Source organism: Chamaesiphon minutus PCC 6605, from assembly GCF_000317145.1.
GTDB lineage: Bacteria > Cyanobacteriota > Cyanobacteriia > Cyanobacteriales > Chamaesiphonaceae > Chamaesiphon > Chamaesiphon minutus.
In genome coordinates this window covers 3096773-3121754 of record NC_019697.1, presented here as the reverse complement: position 1 = coordinate 3121754, position 24982 = coordinate 3096773, and the positions used below count along the sequence as shown (strand labels likewise).

The 24982-nt window shown below is 44.7% G+C and carries 26 protein-coding genes and 1 pseudogene; 12 read left to right on the top strand and 15 right to left on the bottom strand.

The window, feature by feature from the left end:
* Positions 1 to 96 precede the first annotated feature (96 nt).
* The 4 genes from CHA6605_RS14340 to CHA6605_RS14325 form a co-directional block, all read right to left on the bottom strand.
* Positions 97 to 627 (bottom strand): QcrA and Rieske domain-containing protein, encoded by a 531-nt coding sequence (locus tag CHA6605_RS14340; protein ID WP_015160168.1) that lies wholly within the window; start codon positions 625 to 627, stop codon positions 97 to 99.
* Positions 628 to 724: 97 nt separating this feature from the next.
* Positions 725 to 1432 carry a DevA family ABC transporter ATP-binding protein gene (locus CHA6605_RS14335; RefSeq protein WP_015160167.1) on the bottom strand — a complete coding sequence of 236 codons (708 nt, stop codon included), beginning with the start codon at positions 1430 to 1432 and terminating at the stop codon, positions 725 to 727.
* Between the two features lie 125 nt (positions 1433 to 1557).
* Positions 1558 to 2742, bottom strand: coding sequence for an ABC transporter permease DevC (gene devC / locus CHA6605_RS14330; RefSeq protein ID WP_015160166.1), 1185 nt, complete (start codon positions 2740 to 2742; stop codon positions 1558 to 1560).
* Positions 2743 to 2762: 20 nt separating this feature from the next.
* On the bottom strand, positions 2763 to 4181 hold the full coding sequence (locus tag CHA6605_RS14325) for an HlyD family efflux transporter periplasmic adaptor subunit (protein WP_015160165.1): 1419 nt from the start codon (positions 4179 to 4181) through the stop codon (positions 2763 to 2765).
* Between the two features lie 144 nt (positions 4182 to 4325).
* Between CHA6605_RS14325 and CHA6605_RS14320 the strand changes: the two genes are divergently transcribed.
* Together CHA6605_RS14320 and rsgA are read left to right on the top strand one after the other, a co-directional pair.
* The gene (locus tag CHA6605_RS14320; RefSeq protein ID WP_198288493.1) at positions 4326 to 4934 is read left to right on the top strand and encodes a TetR/AcrR family transcriptional regulator; all 609 of its coding nucleotides are present in this window, start codon (positions 4326 to 4328) and stop codon (positions 4932 to 4934) included.
* 116 nt (positions 4935 to 5050) lie between these two features.
* A complete protein-coding gene (rsgA, locus tag CHA6605_RS14315; protein WP_015160163.1) occupies positions 5051 to 6127 on the top strand; it encodes a small ribosomal subunit biogenesis GTPase RsgA in 1077 nt (358 codons plus the stop codon).
* A gap of 72 nt (positions 6128 to 6199) precedes the next feature.
* Here the strand turns inward: rsgA and cutA are convergent, their stop codons facing one another.
* Both cutA and CHA6605_RS14305 read right to left on the bottom strand, forming a co-directional pair.
* Positions 6200 to 6538, bottom strand: a complete 339-nt coding sequence (gene cutA, locus CHA6605_RS14310) for a divalent-cation tolerance protein CutA (protein WP_015160162.1) — start codon at positions 6536 to 6538, stop codon at positions 6200 to 6202.
* 202 nt (positions 6539 to 6740) lie between these two features.
* The gene (locus CHA6605_RS14305) at positions 6741 to 7394 is read right to left on the bottom strand and encodes a GIY-YIG nuclease family protein (protein ID WP_015160161.1); all 654 of its coding nucleotides are present in this window, start codon (positions 7392 to 7394) and stop codon (positions 6741 to 6743) included.
* A 227-nt stretch (positions 7395 to 7621) separates the two neighbouring features.
* Here CHA6605_RS14305 and CHA6605_RS14300 point away from each other — a divergent pair, with 227 nt between their 5' ends.
* The 3 genes from CHA6605_RS14300 (at position 7622) to CHA6605_RS14290 (ending at position 9552) form a co-directional block, all read left to right on the top strand.
* Positions 7622 to 8344: a GUN4 domain-containing protein gene (locus CHA6605_RS14300; protein ID WP_015160160.1), complete on the top strand. Its 723-nt coding sequence runs from the start codon at positions 7622 to 7624 to the stop codon at positions 8342 to 8344.
* 61 nt (positions 8345 to 8405) lie between these two features.
* Positions 8406 to 8843, top strand: coding sequence for a hypothetical protein (locus CHA6605_RS14295; protein ID WP_015160159.1), 438 nt, complete (start codon positions 8406 to 8408; stop codon positions 8841 to 8843).
* Positions 8844 to 9003: 160 nt separating this feature from the next.
* Positions 9004 to 9552, top strand: coding sequence for a hypothetical protein (locus CHA6605_RS14290; protein WP_015160158.1), 549 nt, complete (start codon positions 9004 to 9006; stop codon positions 9550 to 9552).
* 251 nt (positions 9553 to 9803) lie between these two features.
* Here the strand turns inward: CHA6605_RS14290 and CHA6605_RS14285 are convergent, their stop codons facing one another.
* The 5 genes from CHA6605_RS14285 to CHA6605_RS14265 form a co-directional block, all read right to left on the bottom strand.
* Entirely contained in the window at positions 9804 to 10997 is a 1194-nt protein-coding gene (locus tag CHA6605_RS14285) for a Coenzyme F420 hydrogenase/dehydrogenase, beta subunit C-terminal domain (protein WP_015160157.1), read from the bottom strand.
* Between the two features lie 76 nt (positions 10998 to 11073).
* Positions 11074 to 12018, bottom strand: a complete 945-nt coding sequence (locus tag CHA6605_RS14280) for an FTR1 family iron permease (RefSeq protein WP_015160156.1) — start codon at positions 12016 to 12018, stop codon at positions 11074 to 11076.
* Between the two features lie 216 nt (positions 12019 to 12234).
* The gene (locus tag CHA6605_RS14275) at positions 12235 to 13278 is read right to left on the bottom strand and encodes a ComEA family DNA-binding protein (protein ID WP_015160155.1); all 1044 of its coding nucleotides are present in this window, start codon (positions 13276 to 13278) and stop codon (positions 12235 to 12237) included.
* 199 nt (positions 13279 to 13477) lie between these two features.
* Positions 13478 to 14500, bottom strand: coding sequence for a multicopper oxidase domain-containing protein (locus CHA6605_RS14270; RefSeq protein ID WP_015160154.1), 1023 nt, complete (start codon positions 14498 to 14500; stop codon positions 13478 to 13480).
* A 267-nt stretch (positions 14501 to 14767) separates the two neighbouring features.
* Complete coding sequence (locus tag CHA6605_RS14265; protein ID WP_015160153.1) at positions 14768 to 15652, bottom strand: alpha/beta fold hydrolase; 885 nt, start codon at positions 15650 to 15652, stop codon at positions 14768 to 14770.
* Positions 15653 to 15722: 70 nt separating this feature from the next.
* Here CHA6605_RS14265 and CHA6605_RS14260 point away from each other — a divergent pair, with 70 nt between their 5' ends.
* Positions 15723 to 16310: a 5-formyltetrahydrofolate cyclo-ligase gene (locus CHA6605_RS14260; RefSeq protein WP_015160152.1), complete on the top strand. Its 588-nt coding sequence runs from the start codon at positions 15723 to 15725 to the stop codon at positions 16308 to 16310.
* 70 nt (positions 16311 to 16380) lie between these two features.
* On the opposite strand, the gene CHA6605_RS14255 is transcribed toward CHA6605_RS14260, so the two are convergent.
* From CHA6605_RS14255 to CHA6605_RS14245, 3 genes are read right to left on the bottom strand one after another with little or no spacing between them, the layout of a single operon-like run.
* Entirely contained in the window at positions 16381 to 16887 is a 507-nt protein-coding gene (locus tag CHA6605_RS14255; RefSeq protein ID WP_015160151.1) for a low molecular weight protein-tyrosine-phosphatase, read from the bottom strand.
* Entirely contained in the window at positions 16880 to 17710 is an 831-nt protein-coding gene (locus CHA6605_RS14250; RefSeq protein WP_015160150.1) for a DUF362 domain-containing protein, read from the bottom strand. The genes CHA6605_RS14255 and CHA6605_RS14250 overlap by 8 nt, the downstream gene beginning before the upstream one ends.
* Positions 17711 to 17720: 10 nt before the next feature.
* On the bottom strand, positions 17721 to 18152 hold the full coding sequence (locus CHA6605_RS14245) for an EamA family transporter (RefSeq protein WP_015160149.1): 432 nt from the start codon (positions 18150 to 18152) through the stop codon (positions 17721 to 17723).
* 147 nt (positions 18153 to 18299) lie between these two features.
* Here CHA6605_RS14245 and CHA6605_RS14240 point away from each other — a divergent pair.
* The 5 genes and pseudogenes from CHA6605_RS14240 to CHA6605_RS14220 all read left to right on the top strand — a co-directional run.
* Positions 18300 to 18743 (top strand): annotated as a pseudogene (locus CHA6605_RS14240) (APC family permease); the annotation flags it as partial.
* Between the two features lie 109 nt (positions 18744 to 18852).
* Positions 18853 to 19983, top strand: a complete 1131-nt coding sequence (gene corA / locus CHA6605_RS14235; protein WP_015160147.1) for a magnesium/cobalt transporter CorA — start codon at positions 18853 to 18855, stop codon at positions 19981 to 19983.
* Positions 19984 to 20373: 390 nt separating this feature from the next.
* Positions 20374 to 21153, top strand: coding sequence for an ABC transporter permease (locus CHA6605_RS14230; protein WP_041548059.1), 780 nt, complete (start codon positions 20374 to 20376; stop codon positions 21151 to 21153).
* A 164-nt stretch (positions 21154 to 21317) separates the two neighbouring features.
* Positions 21318 to 22448 carry a tetratricopeptide repeat protein gene (locus CHA6605_RS14225; RefSeq protein WP_015160145.1) on the top strand — a complete coding sequence of 377 codons (1131 nt, stop codon included), beginning with the start codon at positions 21318 to 21320 and terminating at the stop codon, positions 22446 to 22448.
* Positions 22449 to 22511: 63 nt separating this feature from the next.
* A complete protein-coding gene (locus CHA6605_RS14220; protein ID WP_015160144.1) occupies positions 22512 to 23054 on the top strand; it encodes a hypothetical protein in 543 nt (180 codons plus the stop codon).
* On the opposite strand, the gene CHA6605_RS14215 is transcribed toward CHA6605_RS14220, so the two are convergent.
* A complete protein-coding gene (locus CHA6605_RS14215) occupies positions 23049 to 23966 on the bottom strand; it encodes an ion channel (protein ID WP_015160143.1) in 918 nt (305 codons plus the stop codon). The genes CHA6605_RS14220 and CHA6605_RS14215 overlap by 6 nt on opposite strands.
* A 12-nt stretch (positions 23967 to 23978) precedes the next feature.
* Here CHA6605_RS14215 and CHA6605_RS14210 point away from each other — a divergent pair, with 12 nt between their 5' ends.
* Positions 23979 to 24974, top strand: coding sequence for an RluA family pseudouridine synthase (locus CHA6605_RS14210; RefSeq protein WP_015160142.1), 996 nt, complete (start codon positions 23979 to 23981; stop codon positions 24972 to 24974).
* The last annotated feature ends 8 nt before the right edge of the window (positions 24975 to 24982 follow it).

The following is a 24982-nucleotide window of genomic DNA, read 5'->3' as shown; positions in this document are numbered from 1 at the left end:
TTGAGAGTTGGGATGGTGGGTGGGTGGGTGGATAAATCTTTAATTTCCTTTCCCCTTTCCCCTTTTCCCTGAAGCCTAAAGCCTAAAGCCCAAAGCCTAATCTCTGGCTCCACGACCAGAGGGTTTCTTGCGATCGGGTACTACTGGCGGTGGTAAAATTTCGACTAGGACTTGAGTACCAACAATTTTAGCAGGATAGGCCGCTAAAGGCTTGGTGGCTGGGCCGTTTAATACTTCTCCTGTCGCGTCAAAACTCGAACCATGACAGGGACAGACATATTTTTTATCTTCTGCTTTCCATTTGACATCGCAACCTTGATGAGTACATTTGGGATTGACAGCAACTAATTTTTGAGAATAAGTGTAAACCTGTCTGACAACTGCAACTTCTTTGGTTTGTAAATATCCGTTTTTATCTAAATCGCTGACAGAACCCACAACTGTGAAATTTTGAGGTTTTTGCGGGACGATAGGTTTGGGAGTATTTCTGTCGCCTGTTTTGACGCGATCGCTAGTTGGTGTTTGTGCTATCGATTTCTGCGGAGTGCAGGCTGCTAAAACGATCGGGAAATAACTAGCGAACCAGCCAATACCAAAATAAGTGAGAAACGAACGACGTTTAAGCATGATTTTTAAGAGTACGTGAGTTTTAAGTCATGCGCTTTGAAACTAGTAGACTATCGATCTTATTTTAACGATTTTTAATACCCGAATGGGTAGGTATTTAACTTACTTTTTGTAAATCTGGTGCTTTAGCCAATCTGCCATCTTCCATATAAATAATGCGATCCGCAACATCTAAAATGCGATTATCGTGAGTTACTAATAAAATCGTACAGTCTTGTTCTTTGGCTAAGTTGTGCATCAAATCTACCACGTCGCGTCCAGATTGCTTGTCTAGTGCCGCAGTCGGTTCGTCTGCTAAGAGAATTTTCGGCTGACTGACTAGTGCGCGCGCGATCGCAACTCGCTGTTTTTGTCCGCCAGATAAATTGTGTGGATAATAATTTGCCCGTTCGCCCAATCCGACTAGTTCTAACATCTCGATCGATCGATCGGTCATTTCTCGGACTGAATATTCAGAATGCAATTCCAGACCCATTTTCACATTTTGGAGAGCAGTTAGACTCTCATGTAAATTATGCGCTTGAAAGATATAACCATGATGGCGACGTTCGATCGTCAGTTGTCTAGATGAAGCTCCACACATTTCTGTCCCCAATACTTTAAGACTACCAGATTGTGCCGATCTCAATCCACCGCAGAGAGTTAATAATGTAGTTTTGCCCGAACCAGATGGCCCCGTCATGATAATTATTTCACCTGCATTTATTTTCAGGTTGATATCAAATAATACCTGCTTACGAAGTTGTCCTGTACCAAAATAATGGTCGAGATTAGTAATTGAAATAACTGGTTCGATCGTAAGCATAAAATTAAACTGATTTAAAATAACTGGTTCGATCGTAAATACAAAATTAGACTACTTTAATAGAACTGATAATCTTATCTCTAAATTAAACCCGACTCTCTACTCTCCACCCTCTGCCATCTAACTTAAAACATATCAGCAGGATCTGCGGCTTGAACTTTACTCGTTGCAACTGCACCAGAGAGCATACACATAATCAGCGTACCTATGAGTACCTGAGTTGCTCTAACCATCGTCATCGCGATCGGTAAATTGGTAGCACCACCCACAATACTATAAAGTCCGATCGATACAATTAAACCAGGAATAAAGCCGACAATTGCCAGGATTAATGCCTCTTCAAATACGATACCAAGTAAATAAGTATTACCATATCCCATTGCTTTGAAAGTGGCATACTCTTTAAGATGAGCATTCACATCGGTGGATAAAACTTGATAAACAATAATTATCCCTACCACAAATCCCATAATTGCCCCAAGACTAAAAATTGGCCCAATCGGTGTTTGTTGTTGCCAATATCCTTGCTCAAAAGCAATGTATTCCTTTTTGGTTAGTATCCTGATACCTTCTTTGGGTAAATAAGATTTTAATTGTTCGGCTACTTGCTGAGGATCGTAGCCTGGTTTTAGTGTGATTAGCCCGACGTTGATATTACTTTGGGATTGCCGAGAAAATAACCGCAAATAGTTATCTTCACTCGTCATCAGGTGTCCATCGGCTGAAAATGAAGATCCGATCGAGAATAAGCCATTGACAGAGATCGTGCGGCGATCGATTTCAGTAGTGATGGGCTTACCACGAGCGACACTTTCTACTACTTTATCATAAGTACCAATTGTCTTGCGATCGAATAGTAAAGTATCTGACTGTTTAATTTTATCTAATTGACTATTAACTTCAGGCAAATTAAAAATTGGTTGATTTGGATTAAATCCAACAATGAGTAAAGTCTTTTTATCACGAGTTTGGGGATTTTTCCAGGTTACCAAGCTCACATACATTGGTTCTGCCGATTCTACCCCCGTTATATCCATCGCTTGATATAATCTGCGGCGCGGAAATGTAGACATTGCCCCAATATTTAATGCCTGGGGACTGATAATAAAGATATCCGCTTTGAGTTTTGAGTGCAATACTACGGCACTATCAAATAGGGCACCTTGAAATCCCAATTGCATCAGCATTAATAAGTCTGCAAATGCCACGCCAGAGATTGCTACTGCAAATCGACCTTTATGTTGAGTCAATTGTAGCCAGCCGAGCGGAGTTCTCCGAGTCAGATTTTGGATGAATTTTAGATTTAACATAAAATATCAATAGTGTCTGCTTACTCTCTACTCTCTAATTGAATTACTGCTTTAATTTGTAGGTTGGTAAATTTAGCAGCCTTTTGACTAGATTCTGGGTCTAAAAATACATGAACTTCGATTACTCGATCGTCAATATTACTAGTCGGATCGGCATTAATTACATCTTGACGTTTGACTTGAATGCCAATTCGATCGACCGTGCCTTGTAGTTCGCTAGGTAGAGAATTACTAGTAATTTTTACCTTCTGCCCGACGCGAATTTTATTCACATCACTTTGGTAAACTTCTACCACTCCATACATTTGACTAGTTTTACCAATGTCGGCGATCCCATTAGTGCCCACTACTTCGCCAGGACGAGCAAAAATTTCCAAGATCTGACCATCTTGTGGCGATCTAATATAAGCTTGAGCGAGATTTTCTTCGGCCCGTTTTTGAGATGCAATCGCACTTTTGACATCTACTTCAGCGGACATGATATCAACTGGACGCACTTCCGCAATTTTATTGAGCGTAAATTGACTTTCTTTAATCTGTTGCTGTGTCGATGTCTCGAGCTTTCGCAAATTAGCTCGTGCTTCAACGATTTGCTGCTGTCCCGATGTTTGAATTCGGCGCAAATTAGCTTGAGCCTCGGCTAGTTGTTGCTTCCCAGAAGATTGAATGCGTCTTAAATTAGCTTGCGCCTGATTTACTCTCTGTTGCGCTGTTTGTAAAGTCAGCCGCTTACTATCGCCGCTAGATGCCGATACCGCTCCCTGTTTAGCTAAACTAGCATAGCGTTTATCTTCGGCTTGAGCATTAATCAGCCCTGCTTGGGCTTCGGCGATGGCGCCGATTTGAGCTTCGACTTGGGTGGCGGTTTCGGCTTTGACTCTGGCAATTGTGGCTGTTTGGGCTTCAATTTGAGTTGTTGTTTCCGCCACTACTCTGGCGAGTGTCGCTTGCTGGGCTTCGATGCCAGTTCCTCGTTCGGCTTGAAATCTGCCAATCGTGGCTTGCTGGGCATTGATTTCGCCCTGCTTGGCTCCGGCTTTGACTTTTACCAGACTTGCCTGGGCAACGCTGACTTTGGCTCTGGCTTCATTTACAGCCGCCTGTAAGCGTCCCTGACTGTCCAAGATGGCGATTAGCTGCCCCGCTTTGACTGTTGCCCCTTCCTCTACCAACAGCTTCTCAATTTTTACCCCTTCGGTTGATGTCGGCGCAGATAGCTTGATGACTTCTCCTTTGGGTGCCAGTTTCCCCAGTGCTGTCACGGTTGTAGGTGCAACTACGGCTGTTAACTGCTGCTTTGCTTGTTGTTGCTGTTGTGCGGCTTGCTGTTGGTTGAGGTAGATTGGGATACCGATACCCAGCAATGTCATCGCTCCCAATATTAGGCGCACCCGCCAACCAGCCTTCCACCAAGGCAATCCGTCTGATTTTTGCAGCATCTGATTTTGCTCCAGGTTTACTAAAACGTTTAGTAGTTTAGCGAATGTTCTGAGTGTAGCTTGACTAAACGGTTTAGTCAAGTAGGTGAAAAGGTTAGCTGATTAGCATAGAATATAGTGAAGGGTGACTCAAAATAAATAAAGTTGACACAGACGAGAGATTTGGACGCAGAACATCACGGAGAAAAATTCGAGCAAATTCTGCAAGGAGCGATGCAGGAGTTTTTGGTGCGCGGCTATGCGGGTACCAGCATGGAAAAAGTCGCGGCGGCTGCTGGCGTATCTAAGCCTACAGTTTACAGTTATTTTAAAGATAAAGAAGTATTGTTTCAGGTATTAATTAAAAACTTAGCACAGAAAAAATTTAACTCAACTTTCGGAAGCGAACCACTAGTTGGAGAAGCGAAAATTGTGTTGCGAAACTTAGCAGAGACAGCTTTCAAGAGCTTTGAAGACGAAGAGTTTAGTTGCTTCATGCGAACGATAATTGGTGAATCTGGACGCTTTCCCGAATTAGCAAAAGCATGTACGGTGAGTCTATTTGCACCCATATATGAAGTTGTTAAAAAATATATTATTTCACATCCAGAGTTAAAAATATCCGACCCAGAAGCAGCGACTTCACTATTTATTGGGACATTGGTTTATTATCATATATCGCAAAATATGCTGGAAGCCAGAGAAATAATGCCGATCGAGCGATATCGGGTGGTCGATAATTTAATGGAAATGATGTTGAAATCGATCGATTAATCATTAAAGCTCTTAGAAATATGCACCCTTTTTCTTTAGCCACTCCATACTTAATACCGATGCACACTCAGAACAATTATGATGGATGATAACAACTCTTGCGATCGATAGTCTGCGTGCATCAAAATTTAACTCCTACCCATCCGATCTCGACTCCATTAGTAGGCACGGTAATTGCCGTTCAAGCCAATTTCTGCCAGGTGCAGATCGATCCAGAAACCGAGGCGGTAGGGGGAAAACTGATCTTATGTACCCGTCGCGCGCGGCTTCAGAAAATTGGCGTCAGCGCGATTGTTGGCGATCGCGTGACGATCGATGAAGTCGATTGGCAAAGTGCTAAAGGTGTCGTAACTGATGTATTTCCGCGCCATAGTTTACTCGATCGACCGCCTGTAGCCAATGCCGATCGGATCTTACTAGTCTTCGCCCTGGCCGAACCAGCCCTCGATTCGTTTTTGTTGAGCAAATTTCTCGTTAAGGCAGAATCGACAGGCTTACAGGTCAGTCTGTGCCTGAATAAGAGCGATTTAGTCACCGACATGCAGCGACAGGAATGGTGCGACAGGTTGAGTAATTGGGGCTATCAGCCGATCGTCATTAGTGTTGAAACTGGAGTTGGTGTCAAGGAATTGCAAATCGAACTCGATCGCCAAATCACCGTATTTGCCGGACATTCTGGCGTGGGCAAATCTAGCCTCACCAATGCCTTAATTCCCGATTCAAATATCCGTGTGGCGAGGGTCTCTGGCAAACTTAGTCGGGGACGACATACCACTCGCCACGTTCAATTATTCACAATGCCGACTGGTGGTTTAATCGCCGATACGCCTGGTTTCAATCAACCCGATATCGCCTGTACGCCGACAGAATTACCCAGATATTTCCCCGAAATCCGGCAGCGATTGGCGATCGCGCATTGTCAGTTTAGCGACTGTACCCACCGCGACGAACCAAATTGTGTCGTTCGGGGAGATTGGGAGCGATACGCTCATTATCTAGACTTTCTGGCTGACTCGATCGCTTGGGAACAGCAATTACAATCTCAACCCAAACTGGAAAGTAGTTTAAAACAAAAAAGTGGGTCGGGCAAAAAACAATACGAGCCGAAATTAGACTCAAAATATCGTCAGATTTCGCGTCATACTCTCATCCAATCACTCGACGAGCTGGCTGAAGAATTAGATGTTGATTAATTGATAATTGAGAGTCGATATCAAAAAAATATTTAGTCCGCGTAGGCAGACTTTGCATCACTAGCGGCGACTTTAGTCGCTAGCGGTTCTCGAACGAGAAGTATTGACATCGATCCACTGTAAATACTGCGGCAAGCCATCAGTTATAGGTATTTGAACGATCTCTGGTACCTCATAACTATGATTGGCACTAATGCACTCTTGAATATCTGTAAAATCGGCTTGCTTAGACTTAATTAATAGCAACTGCTCGTCATCTACATTCATGCTTTCCTTCCAAGTATAGTAACTCTGAATCTGAGTTACTTGAATACAAGCAGCAAGACGCAGCTCCAATAGTGCGCGGGCGATCTTTTCTGCTTCTGCCTTGCTACTAGTCGTAGTGATGACGATCGAATATATCGCATTCATTGTATTAATAATAAGTTCCCCAAAGCGATCGCTCTTAAAGTATAAAACTCATTTGAGGTCTGGTTATATCCTGGTGGCAGAAGGTGGGTTTTGTCCGATATCGAACAGTAATATCGAACTTAAATTGCCTAAACCCACCCCTACAGATCTAAAAAACGACAGGATGGTGCATTTTGTACATCTCAAAAGGGTTGTATACAGCTTAGATAGTTTCTGCCGTCTGCTCTTGAATTACTGCACTCCAATTATCATCAGTCATCGCCGCTATAAACCGCTCGCTTTTTTGCTCGTTACTCAAAGCGGCGGCATCCAATTCTCGGCTCAATTCGTTATCTGCCATCGCGCGGCGGAGTTTAAGTTTTTTCTCCTCATATGCCGCTTTTTCCACATCGGACATCGCCGCCTTAGCAATTTCACCCACCGTAGTCGCCCAAACACCACCTGCACCAGTATTTCCAGGTGGTACTTCATCTAATTCGGCAATCCAAGTGTCACGCAGACTTTCCATTTCTTCCCGCTTGGGAAACTTAAATATTTGCACCCGCACGCCTGCACAAACATCGCTCCCGTGCTCGGCTAGATGCCCTTTCAGTGCGGTCAACACATTGCGGGAGTATCCCACATATTGAGTGCGATTAGCACTGTCCATAACTGCATATACCCCAGCTACACGCGCATTTTCAGCAAGTGCCTGCCATTCACCGAGCGGTAAAACAACATTGCTCGCCACATTTAACTGAGGCTGAACTGTTGTCACGGCGTGTTCGTCAGCGGCACTATACAAAAAGTCGTGCAAACCCTGATGATTGCTAGGGACATTTTGATGCTCTATCGGTAATTCAGGCGTATTGTTCACGATCGTCAATTCCAGATGAAGAAGCTAAGGATCATTGTAGACCGTCATTCGATCGGGGCGATCGCAACTGTCACCTTTCTTTGTGAGGTCACCAACCCGACTTTGGATTAAGATCGATTCTATTGTTGGCAAGTGTCGATCGGGATGTGGGTACCCTAGACTTGATGAGTATTAGCAAAAATTGCGATCGAGCATTAAGAATTCCTAGTTGAGTAGAATTTAAGACCATGAAACTAGATCGGCACTACCAGGTACTCGAAATTGAAGCGGGAGCATCGCAAGCTGATATCAAGCAGGCTTACCGAAATTTAGCCAAAGTTTGGCATCCAGATCGTTTTGTAGGCGATCCAATCTTACAAAAGCAGGCACAAGAAAAGCTAATCCAAATTAATGCTGCCTATGAAGTTTTAAAATCAGAACTACCTCAAACTAATATCAAAACCACTGAGGATAAATCTGTCGAAACTTCGATCCAGTGCGAGCGATTGGAATACTTACTCAAACTAGGTAACTTGAAGGATGCCGATCTCGAAACTAAACGACTTTTACTAGAAATAGCTGGGCGAGAGCGAGAAGGGTGGTTGTTAGCTGATGACGCTAAAAGTATCTCTCCCCAGGCTCTCGCCGCGATCGATCGACTGTGGATTAGATATAGTAACGGTCGCTTTGGATTTAGCGTTCAAAGAGATATTTGGCATCAGCTTGGCTGCAAGTCAGAAGATAATATGCAGATCCAAACAATTAGCGAAAATAAATTTGGCGAATTTGTCCAGTGGCGTGTCGGTGGTAGATGGTTATCTCAGTGGGATGATTTTAATTGTGATTTACAAGCTCCGTCTGGAAGTTTACCGAGAGCGTATATTTTTGCACTCAATGGTTGGTGGAGCTTCTCTAATGGCTGGACGGGCTACTTTCTTTTAAATTTCGATCGGATTATCTTAAAGATTTAATAAGATTTGGAACTCTATAATCGCTGCGGCTGTCGAGGGTGATTTAGCCAATGCCGAAAATATGAAGATTCGATCGATTGCCATTATTTTGTGCTGTCTTAGCCTTGTCCCTGCAACCGTACAAGCCCAGCCAAAAATTGTTACTAGCACACAAGTTAATGGTACTTGGAAATCAAAATTCGGCACATTCAAAGTTTGGGCACTTGGCAAACAACGGCTCCAAGTCGAGTTTTTGGGTACTTATGAATATAAGTTAGCCGATGGTAGTCCGATGGCAAATCTGGGCGCGGGTAACGGTATCGCCACCATCGAAAATCGCACGGCTATATTTAAGCCCGAAGGTGCGGAAGCTGAATGTGCGATCGTCATGAATTTTGTGGGTGGTGGGCTAAAGGTACAACAGAAAAGTAACTGTGGATTTGGGCACAATGTCACAGCAGCGGGGCAATATCGCAAGATAAGTACTAGAAAACCGCAGTTCGGTGAGAATCAACCTTAAGATGACGAATGAGTCGCATAGAGCCTGGTAGCCGCAGCTCGAAACATTTATTGGTTGCGGCTGTCATTCAGATTTTGGATGTTACGCATGGGATATTCTCCTGTGTCCAGGGTTAATATCGATTTAAAATTGCAGATTTCCTTACGAAAATTTAGTTGATATGATGCAGCATAATCATGGATTTTCTCATTCGATCGCGAGCCTGTTCATTTTTATTAGTTTAATTGGAACGATAGTAACTGGGTGTACGAACGTTGAGAATGCTAACAAACAGCGATCGACTGAATCTCGAAGTAGCACTAAGATCGACACACCCAGTCAAGATGTTCGAGTCGAAAATAGTCAACAAGTTGAAATCAAAGGTAATAATAATGTTAGACTCAATAGCAAAACTTCTACAACTACTAGTGACGGAGTAGTAACTCGATCGGAATCGATCGAGAAAAATACTGAAGTCGATCGAACAGATAAATCATCAACTAAAATTGTGGATGGTCGTTATTGGGTAGGCGCGACAGACCAAGGTTTGGAAGTAGATGGCGATCGATATCGATACGATACTGAGGGGGGAGAACAACCATGGCAATCTATTTCTAATCTCAAATCTGTCAAGTATGGTGTTGTTTTTGACGGGAAAACTTATTGGTGTTTGTCTACGCTCGCACCCAATCCAGCCACAGGATGTTCGGCAAATGGATGGAGTAGATAATTGATAATCGATCGTCGAGGTCGAGTCTCATCTTTTCAATTACACTAACTCTGTTGAATCTAAGTTAAGCTGTCGAACATCTAAACCACGCATTCAATTTTCAGAATGGGGGGGTAGGTTGTCGGGGGTTTAAAAATATGAATTAAATGATAGATAGCTTACAACTATAGTTATTATAAATGTAATTAACCCGCGACCCCTTTCCGATTAACAATCTTCGATATCGCTAAGATTTTCACAAACTCACTCACTTACTCAGGCAACTTGTAACGATCGACAATTTTCTTCGCAAACTCTGGAACGTGTTGCTCTAACTTTTCAGGATAATTGCGCTTGGTAAATAGATAATTGCGGGTAAAGTGAGAATCGATCGAGAACCGCGCATATTCCAATCCTTTGGGGCCGATTTTATCGATGACTACGCCCATGATTTTCGCTACCCACATCGGTAATGTGACTGCTTTATCGTAGGCGGGAATACTTTGTTGGACTGCGGCTGTACGATCGCCTTTGGACATCACAGCTTGAGTCTCGATCGCGTTATTTACCAAATCTAGCATCTGTTGACCGCGATCGTTTCTAACTACAATCCATTGCCAGCCAAAGGGTGCGCCCATATAACCGACGACTAAATCGGCGAGGGAGTTTACATAGTCGAAACAGCTCAAACAGGATGGTGCGAAAACGTCTTTTAATTCTTTGGTATTCAATCCGAAGAAGGGGACTAATTCTGTCGAACCGTCTTCATGTTTGAAGTGGACATTAAAATCCTGCATGAATTCATAATAAACTACCGTCTCTGGCGATCGACTGGTGGTTTCTAAAAACTTTTGCAAGCCTGCACGGGTGACGTTATCGGTGCAGGGGGTACCGAGGACGTATAGTTGCTCTAAGCCTAATTCTTTCTCGACGGCGCGTAAGGCTTGAATCTGACAGCCGACGCCGATAACTAATAGTTTTTTTAAACCTGATTCGGCGATTTGTTCGAGGATCGATAAGTTAGGTGAGAGGGTAGGTTTGTTTACCTTAGCTGCGAGGATTTCTGCTCTAGTCCTAGCAATTATCGGCATCGGTTGAAAACGATCTTCAGGGGTGTTTTGGACGCAGACAACGCCTTCTACCAGCCCCTGCTCCAACATTTCGATCGCGATGGTGCTGACGATACCCGTCCATTGGGCACCAGGAATCGGCTCGATTTTGCGCGCTGCCATCATCTGCTGATGGACGCCAAAATATAAGTCATCTTCTTTGTCTAAATCCCGGCTGCGCCCGTGGGTTTGAGTCTCCAAGGTGGGAATCTGCTGATTGAGAAAAGCACAAGCTGTTTTGACGTAGTGGATATAGTGGGTATCGCACAACCCACATTCGCTGCATAATTCCTTGGCGGGGCGTTTGCTATTGGGTTTGAGGGCTTTGGCTTTCTGGTGTTTGGGCGCAGCAGTCATGGGGACACTCGATCGATTGTTTTGTTATTTTATACGCAAATTCCAGGTTCTCGATCGGACTTAGTTACATCACTATTTAATTGGTTTTGGCAGGTGCGGCAATGTGCGCTCGTTTTGACGATGGAGGATTGAGACTGCGGAAATAGATGCCCCCGATCGAAATCAGAAATCCGATGTAAGCTATTGCTGGAACTAGGTAAAGTTTGTCGGTATAGCCAAATAACGCGCTCAACAGCAACCCAGGAAACTTATCTTCTGGTAAGACTTTAGTGGCATTCCAGACTAAGCCACCCAAGTTACAAGAATGCACCTTAGTAAATTTTTCATAAAAAACACACATGCCAGCCGACTGTCGATCGCTTTGCGCGAGCGTGGCGATCGCCGTATCAAAATGTCCCAATGACGATACCACTAAACCCGATACGATTAGCAATAATAATACCCCCATCACCTGGAAAAAGCGACGGATATTAATTTTGATTCCCCACTTAAATAACAACGCACCAATCGCAGCCGCGACACTCAATCCTGCTAATGAACCGAGCGACGGAATTAACCCTTGTTGAAATTTGGCAACGATGAATAAGACAGTTTCAAATCCTTCTCTCAAAACCGCGACAAATACGAGCGTAAATACGCCCCAACCCGCATTCGTCGCCATTGCTTGCTCGATGGCACCTTCTACCTGCGTCTTCATAAATCTGGCTTGCTTGGTCATCCAGATTAACATCCAACTGAGCATCACGATCGCGACTAGCCCAAAAATTGCTTCCAGAAATAGTTCTAGTGTCGCTGCATAAGGATTTTGGGATTGAGATAATGCTTGCGCCGCTTGTGATAGCAGCACTCCCACGATGCCACTTGCCGCAATGCCCACGGCGACGGCTGCATACACCCACCAGCTCAAGTAGCTCTGTTTGGCTTTCTTGAGACAAGCAAGCACGATCCCCACTACGAGGGCGGCTTCTACGCCTTCTCTGAGGGTAATGACAAAAGTTGGTAAAGCTGAACTAAAATCCACAATCGATTAGGGGGTAGAGGGTAGAGAGTAGAAGGCTGTGCGAGAAAATCCCCTCCTGGGAGCGGCTCGCGTTCCTTGGCTTTGCCGTTCGCGCAGCGTCAGCGCATCAAGCAGCGAGACAAGACAAGACAAGACAGGGGTGCCCGTAGGGCTGCTGGTCGGGTGACCCAGTGGGGTGGGTAGATCTTCGCAGTAATATTGAAGATTAAAATGCAATTATTTACTAGCAACAGTAGCAATGACTTTCTGAGTACTTTGCTCGATCGCGGTTACTAATTTACCAACTTCTGCTGGCGTTTTCACAGGCGTTGCAGGTGGAATGGCTGCTGGCCAGACAGTGGTTAATTGCTTGAGATTTTCTGAGATTGTTTTATGCACATCGGGATGCTCTTTGGCCATAGTTGCCGAAATCCCTTTGTACAGGATATTTGTATAAGCAATGAAACCTCTAGAGTCTTGATATTCAATTGCTGCTTTGATTTTATCGTCAGCAATTGACGCACCATACTCAGAATTAGCGGTATCTAATAATCCGTTAATTACTTGCAGTACGAATGCAGGAGATTTGCGCTGAACCTCTGGTAATGCGGCAATTGCTCCATCGATCGATTGCATCGACTCTTTAAAATTAGTCGTGACTTTAGTATTGTCTTTAGCTCCAGCTTTAACTAGATCTTCTAGTGTAATTAATGCCGTTTTAAATTCTTTGACTTTGCGCTCATTGAGTCGATCGGCGACGTCGGTATAAATCTCTTCTACCGGATGCCCGATATGGGGTTCGGCCTCTTTTGGTTTATTGAGATCGAGGAGTTCTTTTGCTACAAATAGGTGCCCTTTCATCAATCCTAGTTTGACCATATAGTCAGCATCTTTTTCGACTCCCGCGAGCACGACATCCTCAATCGTCACCATGTCTTTAATTTGGTCGAATTGTTTTTGGTCGATAACTTTCTTAGACACCAAGTCTTCAGGTGTTTTATAAGGGCGTTCGGATTGAATCTTACTTGATAATGCTGGAATACCCAACTTGGCTTCTAGTTTATCTAGTTCTGATAAAATCGCACTATTAATATTAATTTGTTTGCCACTACTATGTTTCATGCCTGCCATTTCTGGTGTGGCCGCTGGTGTAGGTGGTGTTGCCGCATTAGGACTAGTTTCTGTGGTAGAAGTGGTAGTTTTATTGCAAGCACTAATGACAATTGCCGCGACACAGGCAACAATTGCGATTTTAATATACTCTCGATTTTTATTATTCATAAATTTTAAATTATTCTACCTTGGCAATCTCCACATCAGTCGATCGATCTCAAATTAGAACGAAAGTAACTACTCTCGTCTGGAGCAAAGTCAGCTACTGAGTTGATGCTTGCTAAGTTAGTAACAATTGCTGCTGTTTAATCATCCTAATTGTGAACTTAATGAGAACTAATGTCAATTTATTTGCAATAAATTTCTATTAAGTGAAGGGAATCACCTTGAATGCGCCCATACAGCCACTTTCGGCGATCGCATCTTGGTGGGGATGAAACATAAATTCGCCGGGATACTTAAATTCAAACTCCAAAATATGCCGTTCCGCCGTGCCCATCGTAATTACATCGCTGCTGTGAGTGGGTTGTAGCGTCATGCCTGTCGGATATACCCGAAACATATTGGCATGGAGGTGAAAAGTTACCGCCGGATCGATTTCGATCATATTTAGGACATATAGCCGAATTAATTGGTGCTGATAAATCTCGATCGGGTGCATCATATAGTAATCCGGTACCCCATTAAAAGCATATAGCTCGTTTTTGCCATCATCATTGGTATCGTAACCGCCCATCAGCAATACCATTTCATCAGCCACCGGGCGGGGTTCGGGCGGATCGATAATTAACATTCCATACAAACCCTTGCCCACATGGCGCGTCACTGGCGCGACATGACAATGGTAGAGATGTACTCCATAAGGTTCGGCATCGAACTCGTAAATCATCCCAGTACCATTACGAATTGGTTTGATGCCATCCATCGCCGCTGGATGAAAACCATGAAAGTGCAGCGAGTGCGCGTGCCCAGCGCGATTGAGAAAAAATACCCGAATCAGTTCGCCCGCTTTGGCTCTGAGTGTTGGTGCAGGTACTCTCCCATTAAAATTCCAACTATTGAACGACACTGCTTTATTCAACTGAAGCGTTGTATTTCCCGCTACCAATCTAAATTCCCGCACGGTGCGCCCATTTTCCTGCTTGACAGAACCATAGTCAAAATCCCGCAGCGTTTTCATTGGGCTAAAAGTGTTGCCCATCATCGGGTTATTGACTGGGATGACGGGAATTCTAGCAGCAGGCTGAGGCTTGAGAGATTGCCAAGCCACGGTAGCTGTAGTCAAGCCCAATCCTGCCAAGCCGTATTTGAGTAACTGACGCCGATGCAGCAGCGGGTTGTGAAGGAATCTTTGGCGGAGCCTCTCCAAGGAAGAATCGAGATTAGACATCAAAACTGGTAGTAAGTTGCCCTACATATTGAGAAACTATCTTAACTAGCTATTATAACCAGCTATGAAATTAAATAATTAATAATATTATTAGTCAGAACGCAAACACTCATACCAATTCGCTTTAGTAGGGTTACAGATGGCAGACGAGAGGGTAGAAAGTAGAAGGTATAGGGTAGAAGGCATATGTAGTCGAATAGATAACATTTATGCCAGCTCAGATGTGCTGTAAGATTTCCATAATTCGCTGGTTTGAAATACGAGCAATTATTTAATAAAATCTAAAATATATTCAGCCGTAATCTGAGCCATTTCCAGATGGGGAACATGCCCGCAATTATCGATCCATTTGAGTTGAGAATTAGGTAAGCGTTTCTTGAATAACTCTGCTGCTTTAATCCCTAGTATGCGATCTTGCTTACCCCAGAGGATTAGAGTCTCTTGCTCGATCGCTGACAACCGATCGAGTAAATATCCATACCCACCACTGCGAGTAAATGCAATCAAAGCTTCGCTCCAATTCGGCATTTCTAAATGCAGTGCGGCGCATAATTGCGCGTCTTCAGTCACAAAGGAGCGATCGAAATAAGCTTTCTCGCTAACACTTCTACGAACCTTGGGACTTGATAAAAAGTTGGTGGCTAAATTGCCTAATGGTTGGATTAGAAACTTACCCATCGCTGGCGGCTGAGTGAAACCAGCACTATCGATGAGAATCAGTCTATCGACGGCTGTGGGATGATTGAGTGTAAATTCGATCGCGGCGGCACCACCCATCGAGACACCGACTAAGATTATCGGCTGTTGGATCTTTACCTGCCAGAATGCTTCTAAATGAGTGCGGATACTTGTCGAACTAAACGGGCAATCAGGCAATCTTTCGGTAAAGCCAAATCCTAGCAGATCGATCGCCCAAACTTCGCGATGTGCTGCAATAATTGGGATAATTCGCCGAAACTCCAAAATCGAACTGTCGAATCCATGTAAAAAGACGATCGGGATGCCACCTACGCCCTGACGGGTATAACTAGTCGCGATCTGTTCGAGGAGTAAGGATGTGATAATACCTGTGCGTTGGATTTGACTGGCGAACTCGATCGATTCTGGCTGTGTGAGTCGAGCGACACTACTAGGTAAGAAACTTGGAAACATCAGTGGTGAACAGTTCGCGCGGGCGTCAATAAGTGTACCGGATCTACTATTTTAATTGAGACTTACGCTCGTGAATCGGCATAAACAGACTCTGCGTCGTCAATTTCTCCAACAGCGACAGGCTTTAGCCCCAGCAGTGTGGCAAATGCAAAGCGATCGCATCTGCCATCATCTCGCAAATTGCCACCAATTTGTCGAGGCACAGACGATTCTGGCGTATCAAAGCTGTCGCCAAGAGCCAAATCTCCACTCGTTATTTAAAGCTACCGATAAACAATGGGGATTGTCCCGATGTGTTGGCAAAGATCTACGCTGGCACCGCTGGCAGCCTTCAGAACTGCTAGTAACTGGGGAGTATGGAATTTTAGAACCGAGTGCAGAATTACCGACTCTAGCAGCCAGTAACGTCGATCTGATTCTGGTTCCGGCTGTCGCGATCGATTTTAATAATTATCGCTTGGGTTATGGGGGTGGTTATTACGATCGTCTCCGTGCTGATGCCGATTGGCGCAAGATTCCGACGATCGGCATTGTCTTTGATTTTGCCTATGTTGAATCACTACCGATCGAGCCTTGGGATCTGCCACTAGATGCAGTGTGTACCGAATTGGGCTTCGATCGCCCACAGCTAGGTAACTCAATTATCTGGCATTGCTAATTTGAGGTAGGATCGTTGCTCTTTTCCCCGTTCCCCGCTCTAACTTTTCATACTTGAATTCAGCAACACCCTAAACCTTTTTAGCGGCTGTGGTTTCTAGCTCTAGCAGCAGTCCGCTACAAGCATCTAGCAGCAAGTCAATCACATAATCAAAGCCTTCTGCACCGCCATAATAGGGATCGGGAACTTCTTTATCGAGATGCTCGGTGGCAAAGTCGCACATCAGCTTAACTTTGTCGCGATACTGCTCTTGAAGATTCTCCGAAGGAGCAGCGGAGCCAACGAGCGCGAGGATATTATGATAGTTTTCGCGATCCATCGCCAAAATCAGATCGAAGGCGGTAAAGTCGGCTTTGGTAAATTGCCTAGCTTTACCAACCATCGGCAGATCTCGGTTGGCGGCGGCGGCTCGCATCCGACGATCGGGTGGATTGCCAGTATGATAACTAGCAGTTCCGGCTGAGTCACACTCGATCCGATCGCTCATTCCGGCTTGGGCTACTAGGTGATTCATAATATTCTCGGCGGCTGGCGAGCGACAGATATTACCGAGACAGACGAAGAGGAGTTTAGTCATTTTGGATTGCGGATTGCGGATTGCAGATTGTGGATTCTCGTTTCTCCCGAAGAGCATCGATCTCGTCGAGATAATCTGAGATAGGTTCGCCAGTGGCGATACAGGCGGCTCGATCGACAGCAATTGGATCGGTGCCCGCAAATATCTTACCAAACTCGATCGTCCGACCGCGATCGGGTTTCCAGTCGGGGCTAATCATCCGGAGATCGGCATCGACGACTGCGCCGTCGAATAGATGTCCGATGCAAAAATAGACATCTTGGAGAACTAGGGGGACAGAGGGTTTGTGGAGTTGTCCGCGCGAATTGAGGCTGCGAGCGTGATATTTCGATCGCGGGAAGAGTCCGTAGAGATTTTTGAGCGATGCGGAGATCAGGGGTTTATCTTTAAGCATCGTCCGTTTGAAGGTGCCGACGGTAATTCGGCAATCTACTTGCTGGAGGAGTGCGGGTGCCCACATTGTCTGAAATCGGACGGGAGTGGGGGATAAATTGGGGTATTCGACTAGTGGGAGCGTATCGGCGTCGAGTAATTCCATCCGATCGTCTAGCAGCGCGTACAGCCCGTTTTTGCTGGCAATATCGTGAAGGCTCACGGGAGAGCAAACTCCTTCGACGATCGAGATTTGGGCATTGGGGCTAGCTTGGCGGAGGGCTTGGAGTACTTTACCCAAAACGCCTATACTAACGGTAAATGGTGCTCCCAGCGGGTAGCCGAGATTGGGTTTAACTAAAATATGTCTGGCGTCACGAGCGGCTGGCGGCGGTTGATAAATAAACGATCGAGTTGGAGTTGTATGAGTGTCGGAAGTGGGATTATTCACAAAATCGAGATTACAATACTAAAACTAGAGTGCCGATGACAATTAGCAATCCGCCGACGATAACTTTAAACGTGAGCGGTTCTTGGAGAAAGAGTGCTGAAAACAGAATCACCATCACAACGCTAGATTTATCGATCGGCGCGACTTGTGCGGTTTTACCTAACTTTAGTGCTTGAAAGTAAAAAATCCAAGACAAGCCAGTTGCCAGCCCAGAAACTATCAAAAAAATCAGCGATCGAGAGGAGATCGTAGCTAGCAGCGGCAAATTGCCTTGTGCCAAGACGATGCCCCAGGCAAACATCAAGATGACTACAGTTCGCACGGCAGTGGCTAAATTAGCATCGACATTAGCGACCCCAATCTTAGCAAAAATGGTAGTTAATGCCGCAAAAAAAGCTGAAAGCAAAGCATAAATCCACCAGAGATTGAGGTTATTTTCCATGAATTAAGTTGTCAAAATTAAGATAGTAGTCTCATCGTTGAGACTGCAATCGATCGGGCAGAGCATTGAGTTGACACACCCTACCTAGAGTTCGAGATTGAGTATCTCGATCGATCGCTGACATCTACCCACTATTAGTTTAACCATATGTCATTATCTGGACTGAAGCGATTGCTAGTGGGTAAGTCCTTACCGACTAGTGCCCATGCGGAGGAAAGACTCAGTAATGCGGCTGCCTTGGCGGTGCTATCTTCCGATGCACCATCTTCAGTGGCTTATGCTACTGAAGAAATTTTACTAGTCTTAGTCGCAGCGGGTAGTAGTGCGCTGGGCTACTCTATTCCGATCGCGGCTGTCATTATGCTGCTACTGGGAATCGTAATTTTATCCTACAGCCAGACGATTAAAGCTTATCCCAATGGTGGTGGCTCGTATATTGTGGCGCGGGAAAATTTGGGATTGATGGCTGGCTTGGTTGCTGGCGGCTCGTTAACGATCGACTATATCTTGACTGTGACAGTCAGCGTGTCGGCGGGTACTGCGGCATTAACTTCGGCGGTGCCCGTACTTAAAAAACATACCGTGCTTTTGCGATCTCGAATTTATTAATTCTGCTGCTAGCTGCCAATACTAATTATGCGGATTTTCCGCGATATTTGTAAGTTAATACTCATTCACTCAAAAACTATTTATACCGATCGTGTCAAAATTAGATTTCCCCTCTACCTATCGTTCGCCCGAAACATCTCGGTTGGAGTATTTTTACGATCGACCGGGCACGATGCCGGGACAGCTACATCTCAGTGAAGATGCACCCCCAGCAGAGCTAGTCTCGATCGATTACGATCGAGATAGTTTTTCACGCACGATTATTAAAGATCCTGAGACAATTAATGAATATTTAAAGACTCATACTGTCTCCTGGATCGATGTTTTGGGATTGGGGAATAATGCTACCTGGGAAGCTTTAGGTTCGATTTTTAATCTCCATCAAATGTTGGTTGAAGATATCGTCAACGTGCCACAGCGTCCGAAGGTTGAAGACTATCAAGATCAGTTATTAATTATTGCGACTATGGTCATCCTCAATCCAGATCGAAATGGATTTGTTAAGGAGCAAGTTAGCTTAGTTTTAGGTAAAAATTATCTGCTTACGGTTCAAGAAGAACCCGAACAAGACTGCTTTCATGGAGTTAGAAAAAGGATTGAATTAGATCGCGGCATCGTTCGCAAACAAGGTGCAGACTATTTAGCTTATTGTCTGCTCGATGCGATCGTCGATGGCTTTTTTCCGGTCTTAGAATATTATGGTGAATTAATTGAAGAATTAGAAAATGAAGTCATCACTCGTCCCACTCGATCGACATTAGAAAAAATCTACAAAATTCGCCGCGAATTACTGACGATCCGCCGAGCAATTTGGCCACAACGAGATGCTATTAATTCATTGATTCGCGATGGTAGCGATCTAATTAGTAATGATGTCCAAGTATACCTGAGAGATTGCTACGATCATACCGTCCAGGTAATGGATATGGTTGAAACCTATCGAGAACTCGCAACCGGATTGATGGATGTCTATCTATCGGCAGTTAGTAATAAAATGAATGAAATCATGAAATTACTTACCGTTGTCTCAGCAATCTTTATTCCTTTGACATTTATTGCTGGCGTGTACGGCATGAACTTCGATCGATCCAAATCTCCACTAAATATGCCCGAATTAGGCTGGTATTGGGGTTATCCTTTTTGTTTGGCTCTCATGGGAATCACCGCTGGTAGTTTGGTGTTTTTCTTCTGGAAACGTGGTTGGTTTAAGTCAGTCATCTAGATTTTAGGCTTTAGGCTTTAGGTTTTAGGCTTTAGGCTTTAGGCTTTAGGTTTTAGGCTTTAGGCTTTAGGCTTTAGGCTTTAGGTTTTAGAGGATGTCTGAAAAGTCTAATTGCTTCGTTTACGCTGGGTAAATCCCCCTGTCTTGTCGCACACAAACGGGAGGGAACCTCCCGTTCGATGCGCCGCTAAATCCCCCTTAAAAAGGGGGACTTTAAAATCCATTTCCCCCCTTTTTAAGGGGGGCTAGGGGGGATTCTCTAGGGTTTGAGCTTAACAAAATTGAGTTTTCAGACATCCTCTTAGGCTTTAGGCTTTGGGGGAAAGGGTCAATAAACTACACGATCCATCCACCTATCTAGCCATTACCCATTACCCATTACCGTTACCCATGAATCCGCGCGTATTAGACTTACAAGATTTAGCCTGGGCATTTGGTTTAATTGCGATCGCGATTGGTTTATTGCGATGGCAAGGAGTGGGATTGGCAGGACAAACGTTAGTAGCAGCGGCGCGGGCGTGTTTGCAGTTATTGGTGATGGGTTTTGGATTGCAGCTTATTTGGCAATTAAATACTCCACTGGTGACTTTAGGCTGTATCGGCGCGATGGCATTGGCGACGACGATCGCCGCTAGCAATCGGATCGGCGATCGAATGAAGAATTTAGCACCAATTGTCGGTGGAGGTATCGGTACGGGGCTAATTGTGGCAGTAGGATACACGATTTTAGTCGTGATTAAACCAACTAGTTGGCAGCAACCGCAATATTTACTCGCTTGTGCCGGGATAAGTCTGGGATATTTGCTCAATAGTACGGCAATTGCGGGCGAACGCGCGATCGGGGAGATCGAGCGACATCAAGCTGAGATCGAAACGCGGTTGAGTCTGGGTGCAACACCAGCCCAGGCGATCGCGCCTTATCGTCAAACGGCGATAAAATCGACTTTACTACCCACGATCGATACTTTGGCGATCTCTGGGTTAGTGACGATTCCAGGCTTTTTGGCAGGGGGATTGTTAGGTGGGATACAACCTGTGAATGCTGCTGGCTATCAGATTGTCGTACTATTTATGGTAATGGCAAGCAATACGATCGCTGCAACAATTGTCACTGGTGCGATTGCCAATCGTTATTTCAATCAGTACGCACAATTGCAACCCTTAGATTGAAGTTAAGGATGACATCAAGCGGGATCGCTTGGCGGCTACACGCACGAACTCGCGTTACAATTACAATATTAGTAGACTGGACTACGTGATGGTTGGACTGTATAAATCAAAAATATATTCTACGCTCAAGCAATAATATTGTTGTTTTATCAAGCTTTTTAGTTATGAAACTATTTATAAACTTTAGAATTGTAACTGCTCTATCGATCGTATTTGCGGCAGCTATTGTTAGTAACGATCGGGCGATCGCCGATAATTTATTGCCTGTTGGAATTAAAGATAGTTATAACCTGGCTCAAACTCCGCAAAGACAGGCTGAAGAGCTATTCAATTCTGGCAATCAAAAGTTAATCCAGAAAAATTATACTGGTGCGATTGCTGACTTTTCTCAAGCAATTCAGCTCGCGCCTAATTTTGAAAAGGCTATTTATAATCGGGCGATTGCGTACGATCTCTCTGGCGATCGTCAAAAGGCAATCGATAATTACGATCGGGTAATTAAATTAAATCCTCAGAGTGCGAATAGCTATTTTAATCGAGCGGTTGCCAAAGCTAAATTTGGCGATAAGCAAGGAGCTTTAAGCGATTACAAGCGTGTGATTGAAATCGAGCCAAAATCTACCGATGCTTATCTCAATCGGGGCAATCTTCTTCAGGCATCGGGTGATATTACAGGGGCGATCGCCGATTTTTCGCAAATACTCAACCTTCAACCCAATCGTGCTGATGCCTATCTAAATAGAGGTTTGGCAAAATATCAGTCAGGCGATCGACAAGGCGCAATCGCCGATTACGATCTGGCAATTGAAGCAAATCCTACTTACCATCTGGCTTATAATAATCGAGCGTGGGCTAAAGCAGATCTGGGGGATAATCGCGGCGCGATGGCCGATTACGATCGCGCGATTCAGCTCAATTCTAATTATTATCTGAGCTATTACAGTCGTGCAAACTTACGGCGCACTCTAGGTGATGAATCGGGGGCAATCACCGACTACGATAAAAGTATTCAACTCAAACCAGATTATGCTTTTGGATATAACAATCGCGGACTCGCACGCAGAAAAATCCAAGATTTGGCAGGGGCGACGAAAGACTTTACAAAAGCGATCGAACTCGATCCTAATTTCGCCGAAGCATATTACAACAGAGGCACGGCACGTCAGGCTCTCAAAGAGCGCGGCGGTGCTGTTAGCGATCTGAAGACTGCGGCGCAACTATATCAGCAACAAGGTAACAAAAACAAATCTACAAACGCACTCAACTTAGCTCGACAATTTCAGGATCAGAAGTAATTCATCGGTGCATTTTCACAGATATTATAGACTGGTATCGATATCCTTTTGACATTTTAGCGTATGGCACTCGATCGCCCAACTTCTCGCCTGCCCAAGCTACCATGGATTTCTTTAGTATTACTATTTTTAACGTACATGACCTTCGGTTGGTTGCTATACGATTGGACTAGGAATCGAGAAATCTGGTTGATGGTAGCTTTTGCTGTGGTGGCGATGGCTGCGTTTGTTACTTACCCCAGTCGCAGCGTATCGTTTGGTTTTGGGGGCTTTTTTAAAACCGATGTGCGCGCACTAATTCTGGTGATTATTGGGAGTATCGGCTCGGTAATTTTACTAACTTGGGTGCAGTTTTTTGTCGATGCTGTTGTTTTGTGTGCGGCAGGTTTATTAGTTAGCTTAGATCTCAAAACTTTGGGTTGGGGTAAAGTAAAGTCGCTATTATTAATTGTTGTTTGGCAATTATTGGCTGCCGCTGCGGGTTTGTACGCACATTATTTGTATCTATTTCCGCCGAGTAATTTACCTACTTACTTTTATACCGACTACTGGCTGCAATTGCTCGCTCGACTAAATGTGGAGTTTACTAACCGATTAAAGTCATAACAGATCTACATTCCGCTCCTCAATTTCCTCAATCGATCGCAGTTGATGAAATCGACTATAGTCAAAGTAGCGATCTCCGTTTTCGGCTTTGTGAATGATATCCTCAAACTGTCGATCGAAGATAATTTCAGCGGTATTGTAGCTGTGTCGGGCGGTAATTTTATAAGCAACCGTCTCATCGACACCATCAATCAACACGCTAATCGCAGCATGTCGGTGCTGCAAATCGAGAGTAGTGAGACCATATAACGGACTATCGGCATCGATCTGGTGCGCGATCGTCCAAGTTAGGATTAAACTGGGAGTACGGTGGCGTAACAATTTTAGTTCTTGAATCCGTCGCATAAAGTCACCTTCAGCAGTAATTTCATCCATAATCAAATAAACTTGAGCCGTAGATTCCAAAATAAAATTATGACGCTCGTTGGCAACTCGAAACATCAGCGTCTGCTGCCGATTGTGAGTGGTAATAATGATAAACTTACTAAATAATACTTTGGCGATCGGACGCGAAAATCTCGCAAAAGCTAGTCCCGTTACTACCGCCATTAATAACAAACTCGCAATCGCTTCGAGCGTCACCACGCAGTTAGCATAAAAATTCTTGGGATGGATCGCACCATAACCGATTGAAGCTAAAGTCTGGACGCTAAAAAAGAAGGCATCGGTAAAAGAACCCGGACGCGCGCCTTCCAAGCAATCTCCACCAACTAAATATGCCAACGCAAACACAGTATTAAGCAGCAAGTAAGCTACCGAAACAATGCCGATAAATCCAATCCACGGCACAGTTAGTAGTAAATGATAAGGGTCTCGCCATAGGTGATACCAATTTCCCATTCCGTGAATGACAAGTCTACCATCTTGATTGGCAATTCTCACAGTCCGACTGCGGCGAAATCTATTCTTCATAGCACGATAAAAATGAACGTAATAAATACAGTTGGCGTAACTAATTTAGCAATCGAGGAACGATTCTCGGATGAGGAAGTAGCTGAAGTTATCGAATTAACTGTCGCAACTGACGATCTCACCGAACCGCGAATTGACTTGTGGTTAGCCGCACAATTACCCGATTTTTCGAGATCGCGTTGGCAAAAACTCATTTCTCAAGGACACGTTCGAGTTGGCGATCGAGACTGCAATGACAAAAAGTATAAATTAAAATCTGGCGATCGAGTCTGTGTTGTCATCCCACCGCCAGATGCGCTCGATCTAATACCCGAAGCAATTCCACTCGATATCCTTTACGAAGATGAATGCCTATTAGTTGTAAATAAACCCGCAGGCATGGTAGTTCATCCCTCCGCCGGACACAGTACTGGTACCTTGGTTCATGCCCTACTCGCTCATTGTCCGCTCTCTAGTATCGGTGGCATTCAGCGTCCTGGTATCGTCCACCGTTTGGACAAAGATACCACTGGTGCGATCGCGATCGCCAAGACCGATTTTGCCCACCAGCACCTCCAACAACAGCTTCAAGCTAAAACTGCTAGGCGCGAGTATTTAGGGGTAGTCTACGGGGCACCAAAGGTCGATAGTGGGACGATCGATTTACCGATCGGACGCCATCCGGTCGATCGCCAAAAAAATGCGATCGTGCCGCTCGATCGTGGTGGTAGATCTGCTATTACTCATTGGCAGATCGAAGAAAGATTGCGCGGCTTTACCCTAATTAGATTTCGTCTACAAACTGGCAGAACTCATCAGATCCGCGTTCATGCGGCACAAATGGGACATCCGATCGTCGGCGATCCGGTATATGGAACGGGGAGATCGATTGGCATCAATCTGCCAGGACAAGCTCTCCACGCGCGGCAGCTACAGCTAATTCATCCCCATACCGCAGAGCTGATTAGTGCCACAGCACCGATCCCTAGTTATTTCCTTACTTTACTCCAAGTACTGCGCAAACGTTGAGACGTTTA

What these genes read in the sequence shown, in the direction of transcription:
- CHA6605_RS14340 (WP_015160168.1), bottom strand. Translation starts at nt 627, where the DNA reads ATGCTTAAACGTCGTTCGTTTCTCACTTATTTTGGTATTGGCTGGTTC.
- CHA6605_RS14335 (WP_015160167.1), bottom strand. Translation starts at nt 1,432, where the DNA reads ATGCTTACGATCGAACCAGTTATTTCAATTACTAATCTCGACCATTAT.
- devC (WP_015160166.1), bottom strand. Translation starts at nt 2,742, where the DNA reads ATGTTAAATCTAAAATTCATCCAAAATCTGACTCGGAGAACTCCGCTC.
- CHA6605_RS14325 (WP_015160165.1), bottom strand. Translation starts at nt 4,181, where the DNA reads ATGCTGCAAAAATCAGACGGATTGCCTTGGTGGAAGGCTGGTTGGCGG.
- cutA (WP_015160162.1), bottom strand. Translation starts at nt 6,538, where the DNA reads ATGAATGCGATATATTCGATCGTCATCACTACGACTAGTAGCAAGGCA.
- CHA6605_RS14300 (WP_015160160.1), top strand. Translation starts at nt 7,622, where the DNA reads ATGAAACTAGATCGGCACTACCAGGTACTCGAAATTGAAGCGGGAGCA.
- CHA6605_RS14295 (WP_015160159.1), top strand. Translation starts at nt 8,406, where the DNA reads ATGAAGATTCGATCGATTGCCATTATTTTGTGCTGTCTTAGCCTTGTC.
- CHA6605_RS14290 (WP_015160158.1), top strand. Translation starts at nt 9,004, where the DNA reads ATGATGCAGCATAATCATGGATTTTCTCATTCGATCGCGAGCCTGTTC.
- CHA6605_RS14285 (WP_015160157.1), bottom strand. Translation starts at nt 10,997, where the DNA reads ATGACTGCTGCGCCCAAACACCAGAAAGCCAAAGCCCTCAAACCCAAT.
- CHA6605_RS14275 (WP_015160155.1), bottom strand. Translation starts at nt 13,278, where the DNA reads ATGAATAATAAAAATCGAGAGTATATTAAAATCGCAATTGTTGCCTGT.
- CHA6605_RS14270 (WP_015160154.1), bottom strand. Translation starts at nt 14,500, where the DNA reads ATGTCTAATCTCGATTCTTCCTTGGAGAGGCTCCGCCAAAGATTCCTT.
- CHA6605_RS14265 (WP_015160153.1), bottom strand. Translation starts at nt 15,652, where the DNA reads ATGTTTCCAAGTTTCTTACCTAGTAGTGTCGCTCGACTCACACAGCCA.
- CHA6605_RS14255 (WP_015160151.1), bottom strand. Translation starts at nt 16,887, where the DNA reads ATGACTAAACTCCTCTTCGTCTGTCTCGGTAATATCTGTCGCTCGCCA.
- CHA6605_RS14245 (WP_015160149.1), bottom strand. Translation starts at nt 18,152, where the DNA reads ATGGAAAATAACCTCAATCTCTGGTGGATTTATGCTTTGCTTTCAGCT.
- CHA6605_RS14230 (WP_041548059.1), top strand. Translation starts at nt 20,374, where the DNA reads ATGAATCCGCGCGTATTAGACTTACAAGATTTAGCCTGGGCATTTGGT.
- CHA6605_RS14225 (WP_015160145.1), top strand. Translation starts at nt 21,318, where the DNA reads ATGAAACTATTTATAAACTTTAGAATTGTAACTGCTCTATCGATCGTA.
- CHA6605_RS14220 (WP_015160144.1), top strand. Translation starts at nt 22,512, where the DNA reads ATGGCACTCGATCGCCCAACTTCTCGCCTGCCCAAGCTACCATGGATT.
- CHA6605_RS14215 (WP_015160143.1), bottom strand. Translation starts at nt 23,966, where the DNA reads ATGAAGAATAGATTTCGCCGCAGTCGGACTGTGAGAATTGCCAATCAA.
- CHA6605_RS14210 (WP_015160142.1), top strand. Translation starts at nt 23,979, where the DNA reads ATGAACGTAATAAATACAGTTGGCGTAACTAATTTAGCAATCGAGGAA.